Source organism: Microbacterium sp. 20-116 (genome assembly GCF_041079415.1).
Taxonomy (GTDB): Bacteria; Actinomycetota; Actinomycetes; order Actinomycetales; family Microbacteriaceae; genus Microbacterium.
This window is the reverse complement of the sequence record NZ_JBFYGP010000001.1, coordinates 162927-188628: the sequence shown is the minus strand read 5'-3', so window position 1 is coordinate 188628 and position 25702 is coordinate 162927. Positions and strand designations below refer to the sequence as shown.

Here is a 25702-nt window from a genome sequence, read left to right as displayed (position 1 = left end):
CCCGAGAGTCTGAGGAGACCCATGCGCCTCGTCTTCGCCGGCACACCCGCCGTCGCCGTCCCGTCGCTGCGAGCCCTGGCATCCGGCCCGCACGAGATCGCGGCTGTCGTCACCCGCAGCGACGCCCCGCTCGGGCGCAAGCGCGTCCTCACGCCGTCACCGGTCGCGCAGGCGGCCGCCGAGCTCGGCATTCCGATCATCAAGGCCGACCGGCTCGACGCCGACGTCACCGAACGCATCACCGCCCTCGACGCCCAGCTGGGTGTGATCGTGGCCTATGGCGGTCTCGTTCGCGAACCGCTGCTGTCGACCCCCGCGCACGGGTGGATCAACCTGCACTTCTCCCTGCTGCCTCGCTGGCGCGGCGCGGCCCCCGTGCAGCGCGCCCTCATGGCCGGTGACACGGCGACGGGAGCGAGCGTCTTCCAGCTGGTGGCCGCGCTCGACGCCGGAGACGTGTTCGCCGAAGAGCGCTACGACATCCCGGCCGGGGCCACTTCGGCCGACCTGCTCGACTCCCTCGCCGAGATCGGCGCCCCCCTGCTCGCGCGTGTCGTCGACGGTATCGCCGACGGCTCTGCGGTCGCCGTCCCACAGCAGGGCGACCCCACCCTGGCCCCCAAGCTCACGCTCGAAGACGGCGCCCTCGACCTGACGCGGGATGCCGAGAGCCTCCTGCACCAGATCGCCGGAGTCACCCCCGAGCCCGGCGCGCACACCACGCTCGAGGGGGCGCGCTTCAAGGTGCTGCGCGCGACTCCCGCCGAGGCCCCGCCGCTGCCGCCCGGCCGGGTCGTGGCATCCGGAAAAGACGTTCTGGTCGGCACCGGGACCACTCCTCTCCGCCTCGAGACGGTCCAGCCGTCCGGCAAGGGCGCGATGCCCGCCGGTGACTGGTTCCGGGGCCTGCGTTCGAGCGAACCGGTGCTGGGCGCATGAGCGTGCAGGGAGCACGCGCCGTCGCCTTCGAGGTGCTGCGGGCAGTGTCGGGGGACGAGGCCTACGCCAACCTCCTGCTGCCGCACGCGATCGCTCGACAGCGGCTGGATGCCAAGGACGCCGGACTCGCGACCGAGCTGACCTACGGAACCCTCCGTCGACGCGGAACGTACGACGCGATCATCGCGGTGGCCGCCGACCGCACGGTCGACCGCATCGACCCCGCGGTCCTCGACGCCCTGCGCCTCGGTGTGCACCAGCTGCTCTCGACCCGCGTGGCCTCCCACGCCGCGGTGAACGAATCGGTCGAGCTCGCCCGCCGTCACGGCGGCGGCAAGGGGGCTGCGGGCTTCGCGAATGCGGTCCTGCGCCGCGTCTCGCGCGACAACCCCGGAGAGTGGATGCAGCGCATCGCCGCCGGCGCCCGCAGCGACGACGAGCGCATCGGCCTGACCACCTCGCATCCCGTATGGATCGTGCGGGCGCTGCGCCGCGCGTTGACCGCCGAGGGCCGCGCCGACGAGCTCGAGGGACTGCTCGAAGCCGACAACGTCGCCCCGCGCGTCGCGATGATCGCCCTGCCGGGCCTCGCCGAGGTACCCGAAGACGCGACCGCCACGAGATTCGCTCCGACCGCCTTCACCACGCGCGGGGGAGACCCCGAAGGCCTCATCCGTTCCTCGCACGGCCGTATCCGCGTGCAGGACGAAGGCTCGCAGCTCGCAGCGCTGGCCCTCAGCCGAGCGCTGCCGGTTCGAGAGGGGGAGCGGTGGCTGGACCTGTGCGCGGGCCCCGGCGGCAAGACCGCGCTGCTCGCGGCCGAGGCGCTGGCGCACCGCGCGCACCTCGACGCCAACGAGATCGCGCCGGCCCGAGCGGGACTGGTGCGCCAGGCCGTGGCATCCGTCCCCCTCGAGGTCGAGGTGAGCGAAGAGGACGGGCGCGTTCGCGCGGCCCGGATGCCGGGCGAGTACGACCGCATCCTCGTCGACGCCCCGTGCACGGGGATCGGCGCGCTGCGTCGTCGTCCCGAGGCCCGGTGGCGCAAGATCCCCGCCGACGTGCCGGATCTCACCGCCCTGCAGCAGGAGCTCGTGCTCGCGGCGTTCGAGGCACTCAAGCCCGGCGGGGTGGTGGCGTACGTCACGTGCTCGCCGCACCTCGCCGAGACCTCGGGGGTGCTCGCCGAGGTCAAGCGCGCGCTCGGCGAGGCCGCCGAAGAGCTCGATGCCCGCGCCGTGGTGCGTTCGATCGCGCAGGACGAGATCGATCTGCCCGAGCAGGCCGACGGTTCGCTCCGCGCGCAGCTGTGGCCCCACCGCCACGGCACCGACGCGATGTCGATCGCCCTGCTCCGAAAGCGCTGACTCCGACTTCCCGCGCGTGCGTCGCCGGGACCCGCCGCCGCGCGGCGGCCGGGAGCGACAGCCGCCGCGCGCCCATAATGGTCGGGTGCCTACCGACGCCCCGCGCATCAACCCGAGCATCCTCGCCGCCGACTTCGTGAACATGGAAGCCGAGCTCGCGCGCATCGCGGGTGCCGATTTCGTGCACGTCGACGTGATGGACAACCACTTCGTGCCGAACCTCACCTTCGGTCCCCAGATGGTCGGCCGCATCCAGGAGACCAGCCCCGTCCCACTCGACGTTCATCTCATGATCGACGACCCCGACCGTTGGGCACCGGACTACGCCGAGCTCGGGGCCGCTTCCGTGACCTTCCACCTGGAGGCCGCGGCATCCCCGATCGCCCTCGCCCGCCGGCTGCGTTCGATCGGCGCTCGCGCCGGAGTGGCGGTCAAACCCGGCACGCCCGTCGAGAACCTCTTCGAGTCGCTGAACGAGTTCGACCAGATCCTCGTCATGACCGTCGAGCCCGGCTTCGGCGGCCAGTCGTTCATGCCCGAGACCATGCCCAAGCTCCGCGCCCTCGCCGACGAGGCGAAGCGCCGCGGCTCGAGCGTGTGGCTGCAGGTCGACGGCGGCATCGGCGAGTCGACCATCGCGCAGGCGGCCGAGGCGGGGGCCGACACCTTCGTCGCCGGTTCCGCCGTCTTCGGCGCCGATGACCCCGACCGCGCGATCCAGTCCCTCCGCGCCACCGCCGCCCGCCACCGCCACTGACGGTCGCGCCCGCTCGGTCCGCCGGCTCCGGGCCAGGCCGCATCTCACGCATAAACGCTCTGCGCGCGTGAAAACGCGTTCTCCCCGTGTTTATGCGCGCGGAGAGCGTTTGTGCGCCCGGGAGCCCGCTCCGGCCGCATCCGGCACCGGCCCGCACCCCGCGCCGGCCCACCGCCCACGCCCCACGCCGGCCCACCACCCGCGCCCCAGGCCCCGCGCCGGCCCAGCGCCCGCACCCCGCGCCGCGCGGCGGCCCGCCGCCCGCTTCACACACGCAGAAACACGATCCACGCGCACAAACACGCGCTCCCCGCGTTTATGCGCGCGGAGAGCGTTTATGCGCGCCCGGGAGCCCGCTCCGGCCGCATCCGGCGCCGGCCCGCACCCGCGCCCGCCCACTGCCCACGCCCCACGCCGGCCCACCGCCCCACGCACTGCGCCCCACGCGTAGCACCCCGCGCGGCGGCCCGCCGCCCGCACCCCGCACGCATAAACACGATCCACGCGCACAAACACGCGCTCCCCGCGTTTATGCGCGCGCAGAGCGTTTATGCGTGAGAGCACCGGGATGCCGGGACCCCGACGCCCGGGCGGACAGCCCCACCCCCGCCGACCCGATACCCTGGACAGGTGAAGACCTTCGACGACCTGTTCGCGGAACTCAGCGCCAAGGCCGTCGAGCGACCCGAGGGGTCGGGCACCGTCGCGCAACTCGACGCCGGCGTGCACGCGATCGGCAAGAAGATCGTCGAAGAGGCCGCCGAGGTGTGGATGGCCGCCGAGTACGAGTCCGACGAGGCCGCGGCCGAGGAGATCTCGCAGCTGCTCTACCACCTGCAGACGCTCATGCTCGCGAAGGGCCTGTCGCTCGAGGACGTCTACCGACATCTCTGAGCCACGCCCCGCCTCCCACAGCTCACCCCACACGAAAGCCCCCGTCATGCTGCGAATCGCCGTGCCGAACAAGGGGTCGCTCGCCGAGACCGCCGCCGAGATGCTCTCGGAGGCCGGATATACCGGACGACGCGACTCGAAAGACCTGTACACCGTCGACCCCGCCAACGAGGTCGAGTTCTTCTACCTCCGCCCGCGCGACATCGCGACCTACGTCGGCTCCGGAGCGCTCGACGTCGGCATCACGGGCCGCGACCTGCTGCTCGACGCCCGCATGCCCGGCGCGCGCGAGGTCGAGTCGCTCGGCTTCGCCGGCTCCACCTTCCGCTTCGCCGGTCGTCCCGGTCGCTTCACCGACGTCCAGGACCTCGAGGGTCTCCGCGTCGCCACGGCCTACCCCGGGCTGGTCGATGCGTTCCTCGACGAGCGCGGCATCGCCGTTGACATCGTCCCGCTCGATGGAGCCGTCGAGTCGGCCGTCCAGCTCGGTGTCGCGGATGCCGTGGCCGACGTCGTCTCGACCGGAACGACGCTGCGTCAGGCGGGGCTCGAGATCTTCGGGCCGGTGCTCCTCGAGAGCGACGCCGTCCTCATCTCGGGTCCGAACGAGGTCGAGGGCACCGAGACGCTGCTGCGTCGCCTGCGCGGCGTGCTGGCCGCGCGCAAGTACGTCCTCGTCGACTACGACCTTCCCGCGAACCTCGTCGACCAGGCCATCGCCGTCGCTCCCGGCCTCGAGTCCCCGACGATCTCGCCGCTGCGCGACCCCGAGTGGGTCGCCGTGCGAGTGATGAGCCCGCGCCGCGACGTGAACCGCGTCATGGACGAGCTCTACGCGATCGGCGCACGCGCGATCCTCGTCACCGAGATCCTCGCCGCGAGGCTCTGATGACCCTCGCGCGTCGCGTCATCCCGTGCCTCGACGTCGCGGGCGGCCGCGTCGTGAAGGGCGTGAACTTCCTCGACCTGCGCGACATGGGTGACCCGGTCGAGCTCGCGAAGCTCTACTTCGACCAGGGTGCCGACGAGGTCACCTTCCTCGACGTCACCGCCACGGTCGACGAGCGATCGACGACGTACGATGTCGTCCGCCGCACCGCCGAACAGGTCTTCATCCCGTTGACGGTCGGCGGGGGAGTGCGCTCTGCCGATGACGTCGCGCGGCTCTTGGCGGTCGGCGCCGACAAGATCGGCGTGAACTCCGCCGCGATCGCGCGCCCCGACCTGGTCGGCGAGATCGCCGACCGCTTCGGCGCGCAGGTGATCGTGCTCTCGCTCGATGTGAAGCGCTCGGCATCCACCCCCTCGGGTTTCGTGGTGACCACCCACGGCGGCCGCACCGAGACGACCCTCGACGCCCTCGAATGGGCGCGCGAGGCCGTCGAGCGCGGTGCCGGCGAGCTGCTCGTCAACTCGATCGACGCCGACGGCACGAAGCAGGGCTTCGACCTCGAACTCGTCCGCCTCATGCGCCAGGTCGCCGCCGTCCCGGTCATCGCGTCGGGAGGAGCTGGCGCGCTCGAGCACTTCGCCCCGGCGATCCAGGCCGGCGCCGACGCCGTGCTCGCGGCATCCGTCTTCCACTCCGGTCAGTTGAGCGTCGGACAGGTCAAGGACGCCATGGCGGCCGAAGGGATCGAGGTGCGCCGATGAGCGTCGACCGCGTGAAGTACGACGCCGACGGCCTGGTCGCCGCGGTGATCCAGCAGTTCGACTCCCGCGAGGTGCTCATGGTGGGGTGGATGGATGCCGAGGCCCTGAACCGCACGCTCACCACCGGCCGTGTGACCTTCTGGTCGCGCTCGCGCCAGGAGTACTGGCGCAAGGGCGACACCTCGGGTCACATCCAGCTCGTCAAGGGGGCGCGTCTCGACTGCGACGGCGACACCCTGCTCATCGAGGTGGACCAGATCGGTGCCGCATGCCACACGGGAGACCACACCTGTTTCGACGCCGACGACCTGCAGCCGGTCGTGGGGGAGCGCTGATGCGTCGCGCCCGTTCCTCGGCGGTGCTGGCGATGCTCCTGGCCGGAGCCATCTGCGTGATTGCCTCGACGCAGACCTGGATCGACGTCACCCTCGACGACGGCGCCCAGCAGACCCTGGCCGTCCCGGGGGCCGAAGCGCTGCCGGTCCTCACGCCGCTGAGCCTCGCCGCTCTCGCCCTGGGCGCCGCCCTCTCGATCGTCGGGCCCGTGCTGCGCTACGTCTTCGGCGCACTCGGCGTGCTGATCGCGGTCTTCCTCGGCGTCGGCACCGCGCAGATCCTCTTCGCGACCCCGGTCTCGGCGACGGCGGCGACCGTCACCGATGCGACGGGTATCTCGGGAACGGATGCCGTGGCCTCCCTCGTCTCGAGCTTGGCGCTGACACCGTGGCCGACGGTGACGCTGCTCGCGCAGATCGTTCTGCTCGCGGCATCCCTGTTCACCCTCGTCACCGCGCGCCGCTGGGCGTCGGGGGCGAGCCGCAAGTACCGCACCGCGACCGAGGCGGGGGCCGAGACAGGCCGCCCGCACGACGCGATCGACTCGTGGGACGACCTCTCGCGCGGCGACGACCCGACCGCCTGAGGTTCCGCACGCTCCCGGCTCCCGCCGGGGTCGCCGACACCCGGGCGTCCCGTGTCCCTCGGTCCCGGGACCCCTCACGACGAACACCTGCCTGACGGCGCCGTTCCGCTCGCGCAGGCGTCTGCCCGGCAGAACCACGAGACGTCGCGACATCGAGACGTCGGCGCGGGGACCGCACCCGCGTTTCGGTAGACTGATCGGACGCTTTCCCCCGCGCTCGCGCGCGACTGTAAGGAGCCCCATGAGCAACCCCATCGGCGACCCCGGCCACGGACACTCGCCCGCCGCCTGGACGGCCGTGATCATCATGCTCGTCGCTTTCACGCTCGGCACGCTGTTCTTCTGGCTCGACATGCCCGTCCTGGTATGGGCCTCGGTGGGTCTGCTCCTGGTCGGCGCGATCGTCGGCTGGGCCATGACCAAGGCCGGCTACGGCGCGAACGGCGCGAAGTCCAACCCGAAGGCTCACTGATGGCACTGGCCGATCTCACGGCCGGGGCGGTAGAAGACGCCGAGGAACGCGCCCAGTCGCGCCCCCTCGCCGAGGTCGAGCGCGATGCTCTCGCACAGACGCCTGCGCGCGATGCGCTGGCGATGCTCGCCCCCGCCGACCGCGTGAAGATCATCGCCGAGGTCAAGCGCGCGAGCCCGTCCCGCGGCGATCTCGCGGCGATTCCCGACCCCGCTCGCCAGGCCCGCCTGTACGAAGAGGGCGGGGCGTCCGCGATCTCCGTTCTCACCGAGCGTCGCAAGTTCAAGGGCAGTCTCGCCGACCTCGAGGCCGTGCGATCGGCTGTGAGCGTCCCCGTGCTGCGCAAGGACTTCATCGCGACGCCCTACCAGGTGCTTGAGGCGCGTGCGTCCGGCGCCGACCTCGTGCTGTTGATCGTGGCGGCCCTCGAGCAGAAGACGCTCGCCGAGCTCTACGGCCTCGTCACCGACCTGGGCATGACCGCGCTGGTCGAGACGCACTCCGCCGACGAACTCCAGCGTGCGTCCGAGCTGGGCGCCAAGCTCATCGGCGTCAACGCCCGCAACCTCTCAACTTTCGAGCTCGACCGCGATTTGTTCGGCTCTCTCGCCGATCGTTTCCCGGCCGATGCGATCAAGATCGCCGAGTCCGCCGTCCTCGCTCCCGCCGATGTCGCGCACTACCGTGCTGCGGGTGCCGATGTCGTGCTCGTGGGCGAGGCTCTCGTGACCGGCGACCCGGTCGCCACGCTCCGTGCGTTCCTCCAGGAGACGACATGACCACCGCTCCCACCCAGAACCTTCGCGGTCAGAAGGGGCCGTTCTTCGGCGACTTCGGCGGCCGGTACATGCCCGAGTCGCTGATCGCGGCGATCGACGAGCTGACCGCGGTCTACGAGTCGGCCATGGCCGATCCCGAGTTCCACGCCGAGTTGCGCGCTCTGCTGCACGACTATGCGGGCCGTCCGTCGGTGCTCACCGAGGTACCGCGTTTCGCCGAGCACGCCGGCGGCGCACGCGTGTTCCTCAAGCGCGAAGACCTCAATCACACCGGCTCGCACAAGATCAACAACGTGCTGGGGCAGGCGCTGCTCACCAAACGTCTCGGCAAGACCCGTGTGATCGCCGAGACCGGCGCCGGCCAGCACGGTGTCGCCACCGCGACGGCCGCCGCCCTGTTCGGCCTCGAGTGCGTCGTCTACATGGGCGAGGTCGACACCGAGCGCCAGGCTCTCAACGTCGCGCGCATGCGTCTTCTCGGCGCCGAGGTCATCCCCGTCACGACCGGGTCGCGCACCCTCAAGGACGCGATCAACGAGGCGTACCGCGACTGGGTCGCCTCGGTCGAGACGACCAACTACATCTTCGGCACGGCCGCCGGCCCCCACCCCTTCCCGGCGATGGTCCGTGACTTCCAGAAGATCATCGGCGAAGAGACCCGCGCCGAGTTCCTCGAGCGCCTCGGCCGTCTCCCCGACGCCGTCTTCGCGTGCGTCGGCGGCGGCTCGAACGCGATCGGCATGTTCGATGCGTTCCTCGACGACGAGGGCGTCGCCCTCTACGGAGTGGAGGCCGCCGGCGACGGCGTCGACACCCCCCAGCACGCCGCCTCCATCGAGCGCGGTCGTCCCGGCGTGCTGCACGGCGCGCGCACCTATGTGCTGCAGGACGAAGACGGCCAGACCATCGAGTCCCACTCGATCTCGGCCGGACTCGACTACCCGGGCGTGGGTCCCGAGCACGCGTGGCTCGCCGACATCGGCCGCGCGCAGTACATCCCCGCCACCGACGACGAGGCCATGCAGGCCCTGCGCCTGCTCTCTCGCACCGAGGGCATCATCCCGGCGATCGAGTCGGCCCACGCCCTGGCCGGCGCTCTCCGCGTCGGTCGCGAGCTGGGCCCGGATGCCGTGATCGCCATCAACCTCTCGGGTCGCGGCGACAAGGACATGGACACCGCCGCCCGCTACTTCGACCTGTACGACGCCGAGCAGGCTTCGCCGTCGCCCGAGGGCGCCCCGCAGACGCGCGCGGCAGAGGCCGTGGCATCCGCTCCCGGCTCTCCCGTCGACGTCACCGCCGCACCCGATGCCGCGAGCGGTGCCGGGGTCGAGCTGTGACCTCGCGCGTCTCCGCGGCGATCGAGGCCGCCCACGCCGAAGGGCGCGGCGCTTTCGTCGGGTACCTCCCCGCGGGGTACCCCGACGTCGCCTCGAGCGTCGAAGCGATCGTCGCCCTCGCTGAAGCCGGTGCCGACGTCATCGAGCTCGGACCTCCCTACAGCGATCCGGTGATGGACGGTCTGGTAATCCAGGAGGCCACGCAGACGGCGCTCGCCAACGGGTTCCGCATGCGCGATCTCTTCACGATCATCCGGGAGGTCACCGCGCGCATCGACGTGCCGATCCTCGTCATGACCTACTGGAACCTCGTCGAGCAGTACGGCGTCGACCGCTACGCCGACGAACTCGTCGCGGCCGGCGGGGCGGGACTCATCACGCCCGACATCACCCCCGACGCCGCAGCTGTCTGGATCGCCGCGAGCGAGCGCTCGGGCCTCGACCGGATCTTCCTCGCCGCCCCCACCTCGTCGGACGAGCGTCTGAAGATGATCGTGGAGGCATCGACGGGCTTCGTGTACACGGTGTCGACCATGGGCATCACGGGGGAGCGGGCGCAGCTCGATGCCGCGGCCCGCGGGCTCGTGGAGCGCCTGCGATCCTTCGGCGCGAAGCACGCGTGCGTGGGCATCGGCATCTCGAACGCCGAGCAGGTCGCCGGTGTCGTCGAGTACGCCGACGGAGCGATCGTGGGCACCGCGCTGGTCAAGGCGCTCCGCGACGGCGGCGTCGAGGGTCTGTCGACTCTCGCGCGCGAGCTGTCTGCGGGCACCGCGCGGCGCGCCTAGACTCGAACCCATGACGTTCGCCCTCTCGAGCGCCGCCTCCGGCGTGCTCGCCAGCATCCCGAGCCCGACCATCTCGTACGTCGACCTCGGTCCGCTCCGCATCCACTTCTATGCCCTGTGCATCGTCGCGGGCATCATCGTCGCGGTCTTCCTGACGAACGCGCGCCTGACGCGTCGGGGTGCCGAGAAGTGGGTCGTGATCGACATCTGCCTGCTGGCGGTTCCGCTCGCGATCGTCGTCGCACGCATCTACCATGTGGCCACGCACGCCGGTTTCTACTTCGGCCCCGGCTCCAACCCGTGGAACATCACGCAGCCGGGCTCCGTCTGGGCCATCTGGGAGGGCGGCATCGCCATCTACGGCGCCCTCATCGGCGGTGCGATCGGCGCCATCCTCGGATGCCGATGGACCGGCATCCGCTTCTGGACCTTCGCCGACGCGCTGGCTCCCGGACTGATCATCGCGCAGGCCATGGGCCGCTTCGGCAACTGGTTCAACCAGGAGCTCTTCGGCCAGCCCACCGACCTCCCGTGGGGCCTCGAGATCGCCGCGGGCAACCCGGCCATCCCCGTCGGACTGCCATCGGGCACGCTTTTCCAGCCGACTTTCGCGTACGAGGTCATCTGGAACCTGCTGGGCGCCGCGGTCATCCTGTACGTCGGGAAGCGCTTCACCCTGCAGTGGGGGAAGCAGTTCGCGATCTACCTCGTCTGGTACTCCGCGGGCCGTATCGTCTGGGAATCCATCCGCGTCGACCCGAGCGACATCATCCTGGGCCTGCGTACCAACGTGTGGGCGGCCATCTTCGGCGTCATCCTCGGCATCGTGATCTTCGCCGTGCAGTCGCGTCGTCACCACGGCTACGAGCCGTCGCCGTACGTGCCCGGGCGCGAATCGAAGGCTTCGGGGGCTGTAGACTCAGGCGACCCCTCTGACTTCGTCGACGTGAGCGAGCCGCCCGCGACGAGCGACACCGTCGGCACCAGCGCCACAAGCAGCCCCGCCACGAACTAATTTCCTGGGCCGACGTCGTCCCATTCGAAGCATCAACGTGAGGACGGTTGATATGGCTTCCAGCCTGCGTTCCGATACCGTCGGAGGCGCATTCCCCGCCCGCCAGGGAATGTACGACCCGTCGTTCGAGAAAGACGCCTGTGGCCTCGCCATGGTCGCCACTCTCCGCGGCGAAGCCGGACACGACATCATCGATCTGGCGCTGACGGCGCTGCGCAACCTCGAGCACCGCGGTGCCATCGGCTCCGACGCGGGCACCGGTGACGGTGCCGGCATCCTGACCCAGATGCCCGACGCGTTCCTGCGCGCGGTCGTCGGCTTCGACCTTCCGCCGGTGGGGGAGTACGCCGCCGGAATGGTGTTCCTGCCGCTCGGCCACGACGAGCGCGCCGCGATGAAGGCGGGGATCGAAGAGATCGCGCGCCACGAGAACCTCGAGGTGCTGGGCTGGCGCGAGGTGCCGGTCGAGCACGAGAACCTCGGCAAGCTCGCCTACGAGGCCCGCCCGGCATTCGAGCAGCTCTTCGTCTCGCGCCCCGCCACGGGCGACCAGCCGGCGCTCTCGGGCATCGCGCTCGACCGTCGGGTGTACCGCCTGCGCAAGCGCGCGCGGCACGAGCTCGAGGCGTACTTCGTGTCGCTGTCGAGTCGGACGCTCGGCTACAAGGGCATGGTCACGACGCTCCAGCTCGAGCCGTTCTACCCCGACCTGCAGGACGAGCGCTTCGCATCCGAGCTCGCGGTCGTGCACTCGCGGTACTCGACCAACACCTTCCCGTCGTGGCCGCTCGCGCAGCCGCTGCGCATGCTCGCGCACAACGGCGAGATCAACACCGTCAAGGGCAACCGCAACTGGATGCGGGCGCGCCAGTCGCAGCTCGAGTCGGAGCTGATCGGCGACGTACGCCCGCTGCTGCCCATCTGCACCGAGGGCGCCAGCGACTCGGCATCCTTCGACGAGGTCCTCGAGCTGCTGACCCTCACCGGCCGCAGCCTGCCCCACGCGATCATGATGATGGTCCCCGAGGCGTACGAGAAGCAGGCGACGATCGACCCCGCCCTGCGCGCCTTCTACGACTTCCACTCCATGCAGATGGAGCCCTGGGACGGACCCGCCGCCCTCATCTTCACCGACGGCACCCTCGTCGGTGCGACCCTCGACCGCAACGGCCTGCGTCCGGGGCGCTGGACCGAGACCACCGACGGCCTCGTCGTCATCGGCTCGGAGACCGGCGTGCTCGACTTCGCGCCGGAGCGCATCAAGCGCCGCGGACGCCTTCAGCCCGGTCGCATGTTCCTCGTGGACACCGCCCAGCGCCGCATCGTCGATGACGAGGAGATCAAGTCCGACCTCGCCGCCCTCCACCCGTGGGGCGAGTGGGTCGACAAGGGTCGGGTGAAGCTCAGCGAGCTGCCCGAGCGCGAGCACATCGTGCACCCCATCGCCTCGATCACGCGTCGACAGCGCACCTTCGGCTACACCGAAGAAGAAGTGCGCATCCTGCTGACGCCGATGGGCCAGGGGGGTGCCGAACCTCTCGGCGCGATGGGCAGCGACGCCCCCGTCGCGGTGCTCAGCGACCGCCCGCGCCTGTTGTTCGACTACTTCTCCCAGCAGTTCGCGCAGGTCACCAACCCGCCGCTGGACTCGATCCGAGAAGAGGTCGTGACCTCGCTGTCGCTGGGTCTCGGCCCCGAGCGCAACCTCCTCGACTGGGGTCCCGAGCACACCCGCACGGTGACGCTCGACTTCCCCGTGATCGACAACGACGAGCTGGCCAAGATCCAGCACATCGACACGGCCCTGCCGGGGCGGTCGTCGGTGACGATCCGCGGCCTGTACCGCGTCGAGGCCGGGCACAAGGGGCTGCAGAAGCGCCTCACGCAGATGTGCACCGAGGTCGACCAGGCCATCGAGGACGGCGCCGAGTTCATCGTGCTCAGCGATCGCGACTCGAACAAGGATCTGGCCCCGATCCCGTCGCTGCTCATGCTCGCGGCCGTCCACCACCACCTCATCCGCAAAGAGACGCGCATGAAGGTGGGTCTCGTGGTCGAGGCCGGCGACGTGCGCGAGGTGCACCACGTGGCGACCCTCATCGGCTACGGCGCGTCGGCGGTCAACCCGTACCTCGCGATGGAGACCGTCGAGTACCTCGTGCGCGCCGGCTTCATCACGAACGTCACCCCCGAGAAGGCCGTCAAGAACCTGATCTACGCGCTCGGCAAGGGCGTGCTGAAGATCATGTCGAAGATGGGCATCTCGACGGTGTCGTCGTACGCGGGCGCCCAGGTGTTCGAGGCCGTGGGCCTGTCGCGCGACTTCATCGACGCCTACTTCACCGGCACCGAGACCAAGCTCGGCGGTGTGGGCCTCGACGTCATCGCGGCCGAGAACGCCGCACGCCACGAGTACGCCTACCCGCAGGACGCGGCGGCGCGGGCGCACGAGCGGCTGTGGACCGGCGGCGAGTACCAGTGGCGCCGCGACGGGGCCCCGCACCTGTTCAACCCCGACACGGTGTTCCGTCTGCAGCACGCTACGCGCGAGCGCCGGTACGACATCTTCCGCGAGTACACGCAGCTGATCGACGACCAGGCGCACGAGCTCAAGACCCTCCGCGGTCTCTTCGGGCTGCGCACCGGCACCCGCCCCGCGGTGCCCATCGACGAGGTCGAGCCGGTCTCGGCCATCGTCAAGCGGTTCTCGACCGGTGCCATGAGCTACGGCTCGATCTCGAAAGAGGCGCACGAGGTGCTCGCCGTCGCGATGAACCGCATCGGCGGCAAGTCGAACACCGGCGAGGGCGGAGAAGACGTCGACCGTCTGCTCGACCCCGAGCGCCGCAGCGCCATCAAGCAGGTGGCATCCGGTCGCTTCGGAGTGACGAGCCTGTACCTCACCAAGGCCGACGACATCCAGATCAAGCTCGCGCAGGGCGCCAAGCCCGGCGAGGGAGGTCAGCTGCCGCCGACCAAGGTGTACCCGTGGGTGGCGCGCACGCGTCACGCGACCGCCGGCGTCGGGCTCATCTCGCCGCCGCCGCACCACGACATCTACTCGATCGAAGACCTCAAGCAGCTCATCTTCGACCTCAAGCGCGCCAACCCCTCGGCTCGCATCCACACGAAGCTCGTCAGCCAGTCGGGCATCGGTGCGGTCGCGGCGGGTGTCGCCAAGGCGCTGAGCGACGTCATCCTGGTCTCGGGCCAGGACGGCGGCACGGGCGCGAGCCCGATGAACTCGCTCAAGCACGCGGGCACCCCGTGGGAACTGGGTCTGGCCGAGACGCAGCAGACGCTCATGCTCAACGGCATGCGCGACCGCGTGGTCGTGCAGGTCGACGGGCAGATGAAGACCGGGCGAGACGTCATCATCGGCGCGCTGCTCGGCGCCGAGGAGTTCGGCTTCGCCACCGCCCCGCTCGTCGTCTCGGGCTGCATCATGATGCGCGTGTGCCACCTCGACACCTGCCCCGTCGGCGTCGCGACGCAGAACCCGGTGCTGCGCGAACGCTTCACCGGCAAGGCCGAGTACGTCATCAACTTCATGGAGTTCATCGCCCAGGAGGTACGCGAGTACCTCGCCGCGATGGGCTTCCGCTCGATCGACGAGATCGTGGGACGTTCGGAGCTGCTGGATGCCAATGAGGCGATCCAGCACTGGAAGGCTCGGGGCCTCAACCTGTCGCCGATCCTCGAAGGACCCCGCTTCGCCGAGGACGAGCCGCGCCGCCACGCCCGCAACCAGGACCACGAGCTCGAGGACCACTTCGACGTACAGCTCATCGAGCGCGCGCAGGACGTCATCGCCAACGGCGGTCAGCTCACGATCGACCTGCCGATCCGCAACACCGCCCGCGCGGTGGGGACCATGCTCGGCCACCACGTCACCAAGGCGCGGGGCGAGCACGGTCTGCCGGAGAACTCGATCGACGTGCGTCTGACGGGCTCGGCCGGACAATCGTTCGGCGCGTTCATGCCCGCAGGCATCACGCTGCGCCTGGAGGGCGACTCGAACGACTACGTCGGCAAGGGCCTGTCGGGAGGAACGATCGTCGTCCGCCCGCCTCGTGGCTCGACGTTCGCGGCATCCGAGAACGTCATCGCCGGAAACGTCATCGGCTACGGCGCCACGCAGGGGCAGATGTTCCTGAACGGCGTCGTCGGCGAGCGGTTCCTCGTCCGCAACTCGGGTGCCACCGCGGTCGTCGAGGGCGTGGGCGACCACGCGCTCGAGTACATGACCGGCGGCCTCGCCGTGATCCTCGGCGCCACGGGTCGTAACCTCGGCGCCGGAATGTCGGGCGGCCAGGCCTACGTCTACAAGCTCGACCGTGATCTGGTGAACCGCGAGGCCATGGCATCCGGTGAGCTCGAGCTCGGTTCCCTCGGATCGGGGGATGCCGAGATCCTCCGCGACCTGCTCGAGAAGCACGTCGCAGAGACCGATTCCACGCTGGCCCGTCGTCTGCTCGACGACTTCGAGGCCGAGGTGGACAACTTCGTCCGGGTGCTGCCGCGCGATTACGCCGCTGTGCTGCAGACCCGCCAGGAGGCGGTCACCGAGGGGCTCGACCCCGACGGCGACGTCGTCTGGAAGCGCATTCTGGAGGTGACGGGTGGCTGACCCGAAGGGCTTTCTCAAGGTCACGGAGCGCGAGCTCCCTCAGCGCCGGCCGGTGCCGGTGCGCATCATGGACTGGAAAGAGGTGTACGAGCCGGGTGATTCGGCCGTCATCAAGCGCCAGGCCGGTCGGTGCATGGACTGCGGCATCCCGTTCTGTCACAAGGGCTGTCCGCTCGGGAACCTGATCCCCGAGTGGAACGACCTCACGTGGCGCGGCGAGGGCCGCGCGGCGATCGAGCGCCTGCACGCGACGAACAACTTCCCGGAGTTCACCGGTCGGCTGTGCCCCGCGCCGTGCGAGAGCTCGTGCGTGCTCGGCATCAATCAGCCGGCCGTGACGATCAAGCAGGTCGAGGTCTCGATCATCGACGAGGCGTTCGGCAACGGCTGGGTCGAGCCCGAGCCGCCCGAGCGCCTGACCGGCAAGACGGTCGCCGTCGTGGGCTCCGGCCCCGCCGGCCTCGCCGCCGCCCAGCAGCTCACGCGCGCCGGCCACACCGTTGCGGTGTTCGAGCGTGACGACCGCATCGGCGGTCTGCTGCGCTACGGGATCCCCGACTTCAAGATGGAGAAGCGCCACCTCGAGCTGCGCCTTCGCCAGATGCAGGCCGAGGGCACGCGCTTCCGCGCCGGCGTCGAGATCGGCAAGGACGTGTCGTGGAGCGACCTGCGGGCCCGCTACGACGCCGTCGTGGTGGCGACCGGCTCCACCGTGCCGCGCGACCTGGCGATCCCGGGCCGCGACCTCGACGGGGTGCACTACGCCATGGAATACCTCGTCGAGGGCAACAAGGCCGTCGCGGGCGATCAGGTGCCGCACCAGATCACGGCGGAGGGCAAGCACGTCGTCGTCATCGGCGGCGGCGACACCGGAGCCGACTGCATCGGCACGGCGCACCGTCAGGGCGCGTTGAGCGTGACCAACCTCGCGATCGGCAAGCAGCCCCCGTCCGAGCGCCCGGCCGAGCAGCCCTGGCCGATGATGCCGAACCTCTTCGAGATGGCATCCGCTCACGAAGAGGGCGGAGAGCGTTCCTTCCTCGCCTCGACCGTGGAGTTCCTCGGCAACGCCGCGGGAGAGGTGCGCGCCCTGCGCGTGGCCGAGACCGAGTACGTCGACGGACGACGCGTGCCCAAGAGCGGCACCGAACGCGAGATCCCGGCCGACCTGGTGCTCATCGCGATGGGCTTCACCGGCCCGGAGCGCGAGCACCTCGAGAGCCAGCTCGGCACGCAGTTCACGAACCGCGGCAACGTGGAACGCGACGCGACCTACGCCACCACCACCCCGGGAGTGTTCGTCGCCGGCGACGCCGGTCGCGGACAGTCCCTGATCGTGTGGGCCATCGCCGAAGGCCGCGCGGTCGCCGCCGAGGTCGACACGTTCCTCATGGGCGAGACGGTGCTACCCGCACCGGTGCGCCCGACCGATGTCGCCATCGGCCTCCTGCCCGCCTAAGCTGGCAAGGGCCGATCGGCCACTTCCCGAAAATTTCACGGAGCTTGAAACCGGATGAGACGCGCCAAGATCGTCGCAACACTCGGGCCCGCCACGTCGTCGTATGAGATGGTTCGCGCCATCATCGACGCCGGCGTCGATGTCGCCCGCCTGAACCTGAGCCACGGAGACTACTCCGTGCACGACGCCAACTTCGCCAACGTGCGCAAGGCGGCGGAAGACGCCGGACGCCCGGTCGCCGCCCTGGTCGACCTGCAGGGCCCGAAGATCCGTCTCGGCAAGTTCGAGAACGGCCCTCACGACCTGCTTCCCGGCGACATCTTCAAGATCACCATCGAGGACATCCTCGGCACCAAGGAGATCGTCGGCACCACGTTCAAGGGCCTGCCCCAGGACGTCCGCCCCGGCGACTTCCTGCTCATCGACGACGGCAAGGTCCGCGTCGAGGTCGTCGAGACCGACGGCACCGTCGTCACCACCAAGGTCATCGTCGGCGGCCCGGTCTCCAACAACAAGGGCATCAACCTGCCCGGCGTGGCCGTGAACGTCCCCGCCCTGAGCGAGAAGGACGAGGCGGACCTCCGCTGGGGCCTGAACGCCGGCGCCGACCTCATCGCCCTCTCGTTCGTCCGCGATGCGAAAGACATCGAGCGCGTGCACGAGATCATGGCCGAAGAGGGACGCTACGTGCCCGTCATCGCCAAGATCGAGAAGCCGCAGGCGGTCGACAACCTCGAAGAGATCATCGACGCGTTCGACGGCATCATGGTCGCCCGCGGCGACCTCGGCGTCGAGCTGCCGCTCGAGGCCGTGCCGATCGTGCAGAAGCGCGCGGTCGAGCTGGCCCGCCGCATGGCGAAGCCCGTCATCGTCGCGACGCAGATGCTCGAGTCGATGATCACCAGCCCGGTTCCCACGCGCGCCGAGACCAGCGACGTCGCCAACGCCGTCCTCGACGGCGCGGACGCGGTCATGCTCTCGGGTGAGACCAGCGTGGGCGATTACCCGGTCGTGGTCGTCGAGACCATGGCCCGCATCGTCGCCTCGACCGAGGAGCACGGCCTGGAGCGCATCGCGCCCCTGACCAACAAGCCCCGCACGCAGGGTGGCGCCATCACCCTCGCCGCCGTCGAGGTCGCCGACTTCGTCGAGGCGAAGTTCCTCTGCGTCTTCACCGAGTCGGGAGACTCGGCGCGTCGCATGTCGCGTCTGCGATCGACCATCCCGATGATCGCGTTCACGCCCGAGCCCGGCATCCGCCGTCGTCTCGCGCTGACGTGGGGTGTGCGTTCAACCCTGGTCGAGCACGTGTCGCACACCGACAAGATGTTCCTGCAGGTCGACGACTATCTCCTGAGCCACAAGCTGGCCGAGGTGGGAGACAAGGTCGTCGTGATCTCGGGTTCCCCTCCCGGAATCGCTGGCTCGACGAACGACCTGCGCGTGCACCGCGTCGGCGACGCCGTCCACGGCGCGGCCCCGGTCTACAAAGAGGTTTGACCCTCGAAGGCGCGCGCCGGGTCCGCCCGGCGCGCGTCTTCGCGTTCCCACCCCGGCGTCCACGCCGGTAAGTTGGGTACGCAACACCTGCCGGTGTGGCGGAATGGCAGACGCGGGGCACTCAAAATGCTCTGTCGAAAGACGTGTGGGTTCGAGTCCCACCACCGGTACCCGAGACAGCACCCGAGCGATCGGGCTGTGATCCGGGGCTTCACGCCCCACCAGACTTAGGATGGTTCCGTGACTGATCAAGAAGCCGTTCCGGCCAACGCTCCGGCCGCCCCCCGACGCGTCGTGGTCGCGGAAGACGAGTCGCTCATCCGCCTCGACATCGTCGAGATCCTCCGCGACAACGGCTTCGACGTCGTGGGCGAGGCCGGCGACGGCGAGACCGCCGTCCAGCTCGCCACCGAGCTTCGTCCCGATCTCGTGATCATGGACGTCAAGATGCCGCAGCTCGACGGGATCAGCGCCGCCGAGAAGCTCAGCAAGAACCACATCGCCCCCGTCGTGCTCCTCACCGCTTTCAGCCAGAAGGAGCTCGTCGAGCGCGCCAGCGAGGCCGGCGCCCTGGCGTACGTCGTGAAGCCGTTCACGCCGAACGACCTGCTCCCCGCGATCGAGATCGCCCTCGCTCGCTACGAGCAGATCATCACGCTCGAGGCCGAGGTCGCCGATATGGTCGAGCGCTTCGAGACCCGCAAGCTCGTGGACCGCGCGAAGGGCCTGCTCAACGAGAAGATGGGGCTGAGCGAGCCCGAGGCTTTCCGCTGGATCCAGAAGGCGTCGATGGACCGCCGCCTCACCATGCAGGACGTCGCCAAGGCGATCATCGAGCAGTTGGCCCCCAAGAAGGCCTAGTCAGAATTCCTCGACGAATGGATGCCGCTTCGGTGGCATCCATTTTTCGTTTCGGCGTGTACCGGGTGGGGTCAGGATCGTCGGGTCCACCGAGACATCGCGTCGGAGGAGAACCCTTCGACGAGCCCGGGGGCCTCGCGGCGTCAGGGACGCGGGGCGTCCTTGATCATGTTGGTGATGCGGATCGTCGAGCAGCGGCGGCCCTGCTCGTCGGAGACGGCGATCTCGTGCACGGTGAGCGAGCGGCCGAGGTGGACCGGTGTGCACACGCCCGTCACGATCCCCGATGTCGCCGAACGGGTGTGCGTGGCATTGATGTCGATGCCGACGGCGAGCTTGCCCGACCCGGCGTACAGGTTCGCGGCCATGGAGCCGAGCGACTCGCCCAGCACGACGTAGGCGCCGCCGTGCAGCAGGCCGACCGGCTGCGTGTTGCCCTCGACCGGCATGGTGGCGACGCTTCGCTCGACCGAGAACTCGACCCACTCGATGCCCATCTTCTCGGCCAGGGCGCCCATTCCGCGCTCCTTCGCCCAGTCGAGGCCGGAAGTCGTGTCGGGGGTCGTGGAGGTCATCATCGCCTTCGATCGGGCCGGGGCCGGGGGAGTGTCCGTGGTTCTCGTTACGCTGGAGGGGTGACGGATGCCGAAAAGCCTACTCTCCTCGTCGTCGACGGCCATTCGCTGGCGTATCGGGCGTTCTACGCCCTGCCGGTCGACAACTTCTCGACGAAGGACGGCCAGCACACCAACGGCATCTACGGCTTCCTGTCGATGTTCGTCAACCTCGTCAAGGCCGAGAAGCCCACGCACCTCGCCGTGGCGTTCGACACCTCGCGCCAGTCGTTCCGCACCCGCGAGTACGCCGAGTACAAGGCGAATCGCAGCGAGTCGCCCGCCGAGTTCAAGGGCCAGATCCCTCTCCTGCAGGACTGCCTGCGTGCGATGGGCGTGCCGGTGCTCGCGAAAGAAGACTTCGAGGCCGACGACATCCTCGCGACCCTCGCCACACAGGGTGAGGAACAGGGCTTCGAGGTGCTCGTGTGCTCGGGCGACCGCGACACGATCCAGTTGGTCACCGACGACGTGACGCTGCTCTACCCGAACGTGCAGGGAGTCTCGCAGCTCAAGCGGTACGACACTGCCGCCGTGATCGAGAAGTACGGCCTGCCGCCCGCGCAGTACCCCGAGATCGCGGCGCTGGTCGGCGAGACCAGCGACAACCTGCCGGGCGTGCCCAAGGTCGGCGAGAAGACCGCGGTCAAGTGGCTGACGCAGTGGGGCTCCCTCGACGCGCTTCTCGACAACGCCGACAAGATCACCGGTGTGGTGGGCGGCAATCTGCGAGAGCACATCGACGGCGTGCGCCGCAACCGCACCCTCAACCGTCTGCTGCGCGACGTCGAGCTGCCCGTCGGCCCGCAAGACCTCAAGATGCACCCGCTCGACGCCCAGGCGGTGCGCGACATCTTCGCGCGCCTCGAGTTCCGCACCCTGCTGCCGCGCGTGTTCGACGCGCTCGGTGGCGACGCCGGCGAGGGAGAGGAACAGCGCCCCACCGCGACCGCTCCGACCGCCGCGCGTCTCGACGCCGAGGCCCTGGCAGCCTGGGCCGCCGCGGCCGAGGGCCCGGTCGGCGTCACTGTCACGCTCGAGGGCTCGCAGCCCACCGCGATCGGTCTCGCCTCGGCCGACGCCGCGGTCGAGACCGAGTGGACGGATGCCGTGGGCGACGCGCTCGCGTCGTGGCTGGCATCCGATGCCCCCAAGGTGTTCGCCGATGCGAAGCCGCAGATCAAGGCGCTGGCCCGCCGTGGCCTGACCGTCGGCGCTCTCGCGTTCGACGTCGTGCTCGCGGGGTGGCTCGTGCGGCCGAGCTTCCCCGACAAGACCCTCGGCGACCTCGTGGAGCGCGTGCTCGACGAGAAGCTCCCCGTGGCGGATCCCACCCAGCTCGTCCCCGAGACCGAGGGGGCGACCCCCGGGCAGCTGTCGTGGTTCGCCCGCCGGGTGGCCGAGGCCCAGCGGGCCGAGCTCCCCGGCCGCGTCGCCGAGGTGCTGGACGACATCGAGCTGCCCACGCTCACGGCCCTGGCCGACATGGAGCTCGCCGGCGTCGCCGTCTCGCACGAGAAGCTGTCGAGCTTCTCGAGCGAGCTGGCCGCCCGCGCCGACGCCCTGGCGCGCGACGCCTACGCAGCGATCGGTCATGAGGTCAACCTCGGCTCGCCGAAGCAGCTGCAAGAGGTGCTGTTCGACGAACTGCAGCTGCCGAAGACCCGCAAGACGAAGAGCGGGTACACGACGGATGCCGCGGCCCTCGCCGACCTGCAAGAGAGCGCCGACCACCCCTTCCTCGACCTGCTGCTGCGCCACCGTGAGGCGACCAAGCTGAAGCAGATCATCGACGCCCTCGACGCCGCGACCGGTGCGGACGGCCGCATCCACACCACCTACGTGCAGACCGGCAGCCAGACCGGGCGTCTGTCGAGCACCGATCCGAACCTGCAGAACATCCCGATCCGCACCGAAGAGAGCCGGCGCATCCGCGCCGCGTTCGAAGTCGGCGAGGGCTACGAGACGCTGCTCACGGCCGACTACTCGCAGATCGAGATGCGCATCATGGCGCACCTCTCCGGCGACCCGGGGCTCATCGAGGCGTTCAACTCCGGTGAGGACCTCCACCGCTTCGTCGGCGCGCGCGTCTTCGGCGTCGAACCCGAGGACGTCACCCCGGCGATGCGCACCAAGGTCAAGGCGATGTCGTACGGCCTCGTCTACGGGCTCTCGGCGTTCGGTCTGTCGAAGCAGCTGCGCATCGAGCAGTCCGAAGCCAAGAAGCTCATGCTCGAGTACTTCGCCCGCTTCGGCGCGGTGCGCGATTACCTGCGGGGCTCGGTCGAGCAGGCGCGGCAGGACGGCTACACCGAGACCATCTTCGGTCGGCGTCGCCCGTTCCCTGACCTCACGAGCATGAACCGCGTCCTTCGCGAGAACGCCGAGCGCGCGGCTCTCAACGCCCCCATCCAGGGGAGTGCCGCCGACATCATGAAGGTCGCCCTGTTCCGCATCCGCGACGAGCTCGCGGCCGCGGGCCTGCGTTCGCGCGTGCTGCTGCAGATCCATGACGAGCTCGTCGTCGAGGTGGCGGCGGGGGAGTGGGATGCCGTCGAGCAGATCGTCCGCGCACGCATGGCCGACGCGGCCGATCTCTCCGTGCCGCTCGACGTGCAGATCGGCCGCGGCGGCGATTGGGACGAAGCGGGGCACTAGCGGCTCCGGCCGCCCGCGCCCGCGAACCTAGGGCCCGGCGACCCGGCTGACCGGAGGAGATCCCGAGAACGGGAGCACCCACGGTGGCCACAGGCTCCTCCGTTCCCAGATCTTCGCCCGTCAGCTCACTCCGCGCCGCTGCGCACGGGGGGGGAGGGGGGGACGTGCGGACCGGTCCCAGCTTCCCTAGGCTCGGAGGATGACTGACGCACAACGCACCCCCACGCCGATCGACACGATCGCCGACGCGTGGGTCGACACCCTGGCCGAGCGTGAACCGACTCTCGCGACCTACATCGGGCGTTTCGAGCACAACGGACGCTTCGGCGACTACAGCCCCCAGGGTGCCGAGGCCCTCATCGCCGACGCCCGCGCGACCAAAGCGGCCCTCGACGGCGCCGACGCAGTCGATGCGATCGACACCGTCACCAAGATGGACCTGGGCCGCGAGCTCGCGCTGATGATCGAGCAGCACGAGGCGAAGACGCACCTGCGCGACCTGAACGTCATCGCGTCTCCCGCGCAGGACATCCGCTCGACCTTCGACCTCATGCCGACGGCGACCGTCGACGATTGGTCGACCATCTCGGCGCGGCTCAAGGCCCTACCGGGGGCGATCGACGGCTACATCTCGACCCTTCGTCAGGGCATCAGCGAGGGCATCGTTCCCGCTCGCCGCCAGGTGACCGAGGTGGTCACGCAGATCGCCCGCTACACCTCCGACACGGGGTTCTTCGCCGAGTTCGTGGGCGAGGCTGCTCCCGACGAGGGCCAGCTGCCGGCATCCCTCGCTCGAGACCTCTCGACCCACGCCAACGCCGCACGCGTCGCGTACGACTCGCTGGCGTCGTTCCTGTCGTCGGAACTCGCTCCCGTGGCGGGCGAGACCGACGCGGTCGGGCGCGAGATGTACGCGCTGCACTCCCGGCACTTCCTGGGCGCCGAGATCGACCTCGACGAGACCTACGAGTGGGGCGTCGAGGAACTCGCGCGCATGGTCGCCGAGCAGGAGGCCATCGCGAACGAGATCCTGCCCGGCGCCAGCGTCGAAGAGGCGGTGGCCTTCCTCGAGAAGGACGAGTCGCGCAAGCTCCGCGGCACGAAGGCCCTGCAGGAATGGATGCAGCGAACGAGCGACAAGGCCGTCGAGGAGCTCGGTCGCACGCACTTCGACATCGCCGATCCCATCCGCAACCTCGAGTGCATGATCGCTCCCACGAACGAGGGCGGGATCTACTACACCGGCCCGACCGACGACTTCTCGCGACCGGGACGCATGTGGTGGTCGGTTCCCGAGGGCGTCGACACGTTCGACACCTGGCGCGAGCTGACCACGGTCTACCACGAGGGCGTTCCCGGGCACCACCTCCAGATCGCGCAGGCCGTGTACAACCGCGCACAGCTCAACTCGTGGCGGCGCCTTCTCGCGGGCACGAGCGGCCACGCCGAGGGCTGGGCGCTCTACGCCGAGCGCCTCATGGAGCAGCTGGGATACCTCGACGATCCCGCCGATCGCCTCGGCATGCTCGACGGGCAGCGCATGCGCGCCGCCCGCGTGGTGCTCGACATCGGCGTGCACCTGCAGAAGCCGCGCCTGGACGGCACCGGCGTGTGGGACCACGACTACGCTCTGGCGTTCATGCTGAAGAACGTGAACATGAGCGAGGAGTTCGTGCGCTTCGAGGTGAACCGCTACCTCGGCTGGCCCGGACAGGCGCCGTCGTACAAGGTCGGTCAGCGCATCTGGGAGCAGGTGCGCGACGAAGAGGAGCAACGCCGCGGTTCCGACTTCTCGATGAAGCAGTTCCACACGCGCGCGCTGGACATCGGCGGGGTCGGTCTCGACACGCTGCGCGCAGCGCTGGCATCCGCCTGATCTCCCCGAGGGGCGTCGCCGAGTCGGCGCCCCTCGGCGATGCGGGGGAATACCCCGTCGTCGCGTAAAGTTCATTCATCCGAATGCAAGGAGACCCCATGGACGCCCGTTCCCTCGAGCTCGGCCTCGACACCTTCGGAGACATCTCGCGCGCCCCCGACGGGTCGCTGCTGTCCGATGCGCAGACCATCCGAAACGTCGTGGATCAGGCCGTTGTGGCCGACGAGGTCGGTCTGTCGTTCTTCGGAGTGGGCGAGCACCACCGCAAGGACTTCGCGGTCACCAGCCCCGAGATCGTCCTGGCCGCGGCCGCCGCGCGGACGAAGAACATCCACCTCGGCACCGCGGTGACCGTGCTCTCGAGCGACGACCCCGTGCGCGTGTACGAGCGCTTCGCCACCCTGGATGCGATCTCAAACGGACGCGCCGAGGTCATCCTTGGGCGGGGCTCCTTCATCGAGTCGTTCCCCCTCTTCGGCTACGACCTCGCCGATTACGAGCAGCTGTTCGAAGAGAAGCTGGAGCTGTTCTCGCACCTGCTGACCGAGAAGCCCGTCACCTGGTCGGGTCGCACGCGCGCCGCGCTCCAGGATGCCGATGTGTACCCCAAGACCGAGACGGGTCTGACCGCGTGGGTCGGCGTCGGCGGCTCGCCGGAGTCGGTCGTGCGCACGGCCCGCTACGGCTACGGTCTCGTGCTCGCCATCATCGGCGGCTCGGCTGCCCGATTCCGCCCCTACGCCGACCTGTATCGCCGTTCGCTGGCAGAGCTCGGCAAACCCCAGATGCCGATCTCGGTGCACTCGCCCGGCCACGTCGCCGAGACCGACGAGCAGGCGTGGGACGAGGCTTTCGAGGGCGTCGCCGAGCTCAACAACACCATCGGCCGTGAGCGCGGCTGGCCCGAGTACAACCGCATGCGCTTCCAGCACGACGTGGGCCCCGAGGGGTCGATGTACGTCGGTTCGCCCGAGACCGTCGCCCGCAAGATCGCCGCGACCGTGCGGGCACTGGGCAACTCACGCTTCCAGATGAAGATCGCGAGCGGGTCCATCTCGCACGACCGGCTCCTGTCGAGCATCGAGTTGTACGGCACCAAGGTGCGTCCTCTCGTCGAAGAGATGCTCGCCGACACCCCCGCGTCGGCCGACGCCCCCGGCATCCGGTGACCACGACCA

General features: G+C 69.8%; 21 protein-coding genes and 1 tRNA gene. 21 read left to right on the top strand and 1 reads right to left on the bottom strand.

Annotated features, from left to right (window positions below; genetic code table 11):
* Positions 1 to 21 precede the first annotated feature (21 nt).
* From fmt to AB6V29_RS00735, 18 genes are all read left to right on the top strand, one after another.
* Positions 22 to 939 carry a methionyl-tRNA formyltransferase gene (gene fmt / locus AB6V29_RS00820; protein WP_307316688.1) on the top strand — a complete coding sequence of 306 codons (918 nt, stop codon included), beginning with the start codon at positions 22 to 24 and terminating at the stop codon, positions 937 to 939.
* Positions 936 to 2306: a transcription antitermination factor NusB gene (locus AB6V29_RS00815; protein ID WP_369356500.1), complete on the top strand. Its 1371-nt coding sequence runs from the start codon at positions 936 to 938 to the stop codon at positions 2304 to 2306. Before fmt ends, AB6V29_RS00815 begins: the two co-directional genes overlap by 4 nt.
* Before the next feature lie 85 nt (positions 2307 to 2391).
* Positions 2392 to 3063, top strand: coding sequence for a ribulose-phosphate 3-epimerase (gene rpe / locus AB6V29_RS00810; protein WP_210075188.1), 672 nt, complete (start codon positions 2392 to 2394; stop codon positions 3061 to 3063).
* A 630-nt stretch (positions 3064 to 3693) separates the two neighbouring features.
* Positions 3694 to 3957, top strand: a complete 264-nt coding sequence (locus tag AB6V29_RS00805) for a phosphoribosyl-ATP diphosphatase (protein ID WP_094732978.1) — start codon at positions 3694 to 3696, stop codon at positions 3955 to 3957.
* 46 nt (positions 3958 to 4003) lie between these two features.
* Positions 4004 to 4846, top strand: a complete 843-nt coding sequence (gene hisG, locus AB6V29_RS00800; protein ID WP_210075190.1) for an ATP phosphoribosyltransferase — start codon at positions 4004 to 4006, stop codon at positions 4844 to 4846.
* Entirely contained in the window at positions 4846 to 5610 is a 765-nt protein-coding gene (gene hisF / locus AB6V29_RS00795) for an imidazole glycerol phosphate synthase subunit HisF (protein WP_267787364.1), read from the top strand. Before hisG ends, hisF begins: the two co-directional genes overlap by 1 nt.
* Positions 5607 to 5945, top strand: coding sequence for a phosphoribosyl-AMP cyclohydrolase (hisI, locus tag AB6V29_RS00790; RefSeq protein WP_210075193.1), 339 nt, complete (start codon positions 5607 to 5609; stop codon positions 5943 to 5945). The genes hisF and hisI overlap by 4 nt, the downstream gene beginning before the upstream one ends.
* Positions 5945 to 6532: a Trp biosynthesis-associated membrane protein gene (locus tag AB6V29_RS00785; protein ID WP_210075195.1), complete on the top strand. Its 588-nt coding sequence runs from the start codon at positions 5945 to 5947 to the stop codon at positions 6530 to 6532. The genes hisI and AB6V29_RS00785 overlap by 1 nt, the downstream gene beginning before the upstream one ends.
* Positions 6533 to 6773: 241 nt before the next feature.
* Positions 6774 to 7004: a DUF6704 family protein gene (locus AB6V29_RS00780; protein ID WP_103209588.1), complete on the top strand. Its 231-nt coding sequence runs from the start codon at positions 6774 to 6776 to the stop codon at positions 7002 to 7004.
* On the top strand, positions 7004 to 7783 hold the full coding sequence (gene trpC / locus AB6V29_RS00775; RefSeq protein WP_307316677.1) for an indole-3-glycerol phosphate synthase TrpC: 780 nt from the start codon (positions 7004 to 7006) through the stop codon (positions 7781 to 7783). The genes AB6V29_RS00780 and trpC overlap by 1 nt, the downstream gene beginning before the upstream one ends.
* Complete coding sequence (gene trpB, locus AB6V29_RS00770; protein ID WP_369356498.1) at positions 7780 to 9123, top strand: tryptophan synthase subunit beta; 1344 nt, start codon at positions 7780 to 7782, stop codon at positions 9121 to 9123. Before trpC ends, trpB begins: the two co-directional genes overlap by 4 nt.
* Positions 9120 to 9911: a tryptophan synthase subunit alpha gene (trpA, locus tag AB6V29_RS00765; RefSeq protein ID WP_369356496.1), complete on the top strand. Its 792-nt coding sequence runs from the start codon at positions 9120 to 9122 to the stop codon at positions 9909 to 9911. Before trpB ends, trpA begins: the two co-directional genes overlap by 4 nt.
* 10 nt (positions 9912 to 9921) lie before the next feature.
* Complete coding sequence (gene lgt, locus AB6V29_RS00760; RefSeq protein WP_369356494.1) at positions 9922 to 10926, top strand: prolipoprotein diacylglyceryl transferase; 1005 nt, start codon at positions 9922 to 9924, stop codon at positions 10924 to 10926.
* Positions 10927 to 10978: 52 nt separating this feature from the next.
* Positions 10979 to 15556 (top strand): glutamate synthase large subunit, encoded by a 4578-nt coding sequence (gene gltB / locus AB6V29_RS00755; RefSeq protein ID WP_210075205.1) that lies wholly within the window; start codon positions 10979 to 10981, stop codon positions 15554 to 15556.
* A complete protein-coding gene (locus AB6V29_RS00750; protein WP_369356492.1) occupies positions 15549 to 17015 on the top strand; it encodes a glutamate synthase subunit beta in 1467 nt (488 codons plus the stop codon). The genes gltB and AB6V29_RS00750 overlap by 8 nt, the downstream gene beginning before the upstream one ends.
* A 54-nt stretch (positions 17016 to 17069) precedes the next feature.
* The gene (pyk, locus tag AB6V29_RS00745; RefSeq protein WP_210075209.1) at positions 17070 to 18515 is read left to right on the top strand and encodes a pyruvate kinase; all 1446 of its coding nucleotides are present in this window, start codon (positions 17070 to 17072) and stop codon (positions 18513 to 18515) included.
* A gap of 89 nt (positions 18516 to 18604) precedes the next feature.
* Positions 18605 to 18685: transfer RNA gene (locus AB6V29_RS00740), tRNA-Leu, on the top strand.
* Between the two features lie 70 nt (positions 18686 to 18755).
* Positions 18756 to 19376, top strand: a complete 621-nt coding sequence (locus tag AB6V29_RS00735) for an ANTAR domain-containing response regulator (protein ID WP_115918621.1) — start codon at positions 18756 to 18758, stop codon at positions 19374 to 19376.
* 143 nt (positions 19377 to 19519) lie between these two features.
* Here the strand turns inward: AB6V29_RS00735 and AB6V29_RS00730 are convergent, their stop codons facing one another.
* A complete protein-coding gene (locus tag AB6V29_RS00730) occupies positions 19520 to 19951 on the bottom strand; it encodes a hotdog fold thioesterase (protein ID WP_210075211.1) in 432 nt (143 codons plus the stop codon).
* Between the two features lie 60 nt (positions 19952 to 20011).
* On the opposite strand from AB6V29_RS00730, the gene polA reads away from it, so the two are divergent.
* The 3 genes from polA (at position 20012) to AB6V29_RS00715 (ending at position 25693) form a co-directional block, all read left to right on the top strand.
* Positions 20012 to 22648: a DNA polymerase I gene (gene polA, locus AB6V29_RS00725; RefSeq protein ID WP_369356490.1), complete on the top strand. Its 2637-nt coding sequence runs from the start codon at positions 20012 to 20014 to the stop codon at positions 22646 to 22648.
* A gap of 199 nt (positions 22649 to 22847) precedes the next feature.
* On the top strand, positions 22848 to 24524 hold the full coding sequence (locus AB6V29_RS00720; protein ID WP_369356488.1) for a DUF885 domain-containing protein: 1677 nt from the start codon (positions 22848 to 22850) through the stop codon (positions 24522 to 24524).
* A gap of 98 nt (positions 24525 to 24622) precedes the next feature.
* A complete protein-coding gene (locus tag AB6V29_RS00715) occupies positions 24623 to 25693 on the top strand; it encodes an LLM class flavin-dependent oxidoreductase (RefSeq protein ID WP_369356486.1) in 1071 nt (356 codons plus the stop codon).
* The last annotated feature ends 9 nt before the right edge of the window (positions 25694 to 25702 follow it).

Excerpts from the sequence above, each read along its gene's own strand:
- AB6V29_RS00730 (WP_210075211.1), bottom strand. The coding sequence starts at position 19,951 with ATGACCTCCACGACCCCCGACACGACTTCCGGCCTCGACTGGGCGAAG.
- AB6V29_RS00815 (WP_369356500.1), top strand. The coding sequence starts at position 936 with ATGAGCGTGCAGGGAGCACGCGCCGTCGCCTTCGAGGTGCTGCGGGCA.
- AB6V29_RS00780 (WP_103209588.1), top strand. The coding sequence starts at position 6,774 with ATGAGCAACCCCATCGGCGACCCCGGCCACGGACACTCGCCCGCCGCC.
- hisI (WP_210075193.1), top strand. The coding sequence starts at position 5,607 with ATGAGCGTCGACCGCGTGAAGTACGACGCCGACGGCCTGGTCGCCGCG.
- pyk (WP_210075209.1), top strand. The coding sequence starts at position 17,070 with ATGAGACGCGCCAAGATCGTCGCAACACTCGGGCCCGCCACGTCGTCG.
- AB6V29_RS00785 (WP_210075195.1), top strand. The coding sequence starts at position 5,945 with ATGCGTCGCGCCCGTTCCTCGGCGGTGCTGGCGATGCTCCTGGCCGGA.
- hisF (WP_267787364.1), top strand. The coding sequence starts at position 4,846 with ATGACCCTCGCGCGTCGCGTCATCCCGTGCCTCGACGTCGCGGGCGGC.
- gltB (WP_210075205.1), top strand. The coding sequence starts at position 10,979 with ATGGCTTCCAGCCTGCGTTCCGATACCGTCGGAGGCGCATTCCCCGCC.
- AB6V29_RS00720 (WP_369356488.1), top strand. The coding sequence starts at position 22,848 with ATGACTGACGCACAACGCACCCCCACGCCGATCGACACGATCGCCGAC.
- AB6V29_RS00715 (WP_369356486.1), top strand. The coding sequence starts at position 24,623 with ATGGACGCCCGTTCCCTCGAGCTCGGCCTCGACACCTTCGGAGACATC.
- trpC (WP_307316677.1), top strand. The coding sequence starts at position 7,004 with ATGGCACTGGCCGATCTCACGGCCGGGGCGGTAGAAGACGCCGAGGAA.
- lgt (WP_369356494.1), top strand. The coding sequence starts at position 9,922 with ATGACGTTCGCCCTCTCGAGCGCCGCCTCCGGCGTGCTCGCCAGCATC.
- hisG (WP_210075190.1), top strand. The coding sequence starts at position 4,004 with ATGCTGCGAATCGCCGTGCCGAACAAGGGGTCGCTCGCCGAGACCGCC.
- trpB (WP_369356498.1), top strand. The coding sequence starts at position 7,780 with ATGACCACCGCTCCCACCCAGAACCTTCGCGGTCAGAAGGGGCCGTTC.
- fmt (WP_307316688.1), top strand. The coding sequence starts at position 22 with ATGCGCCTCGTCTTCGCCGGCACACCCGCCGTCGCCGTCCCGTCGCTG.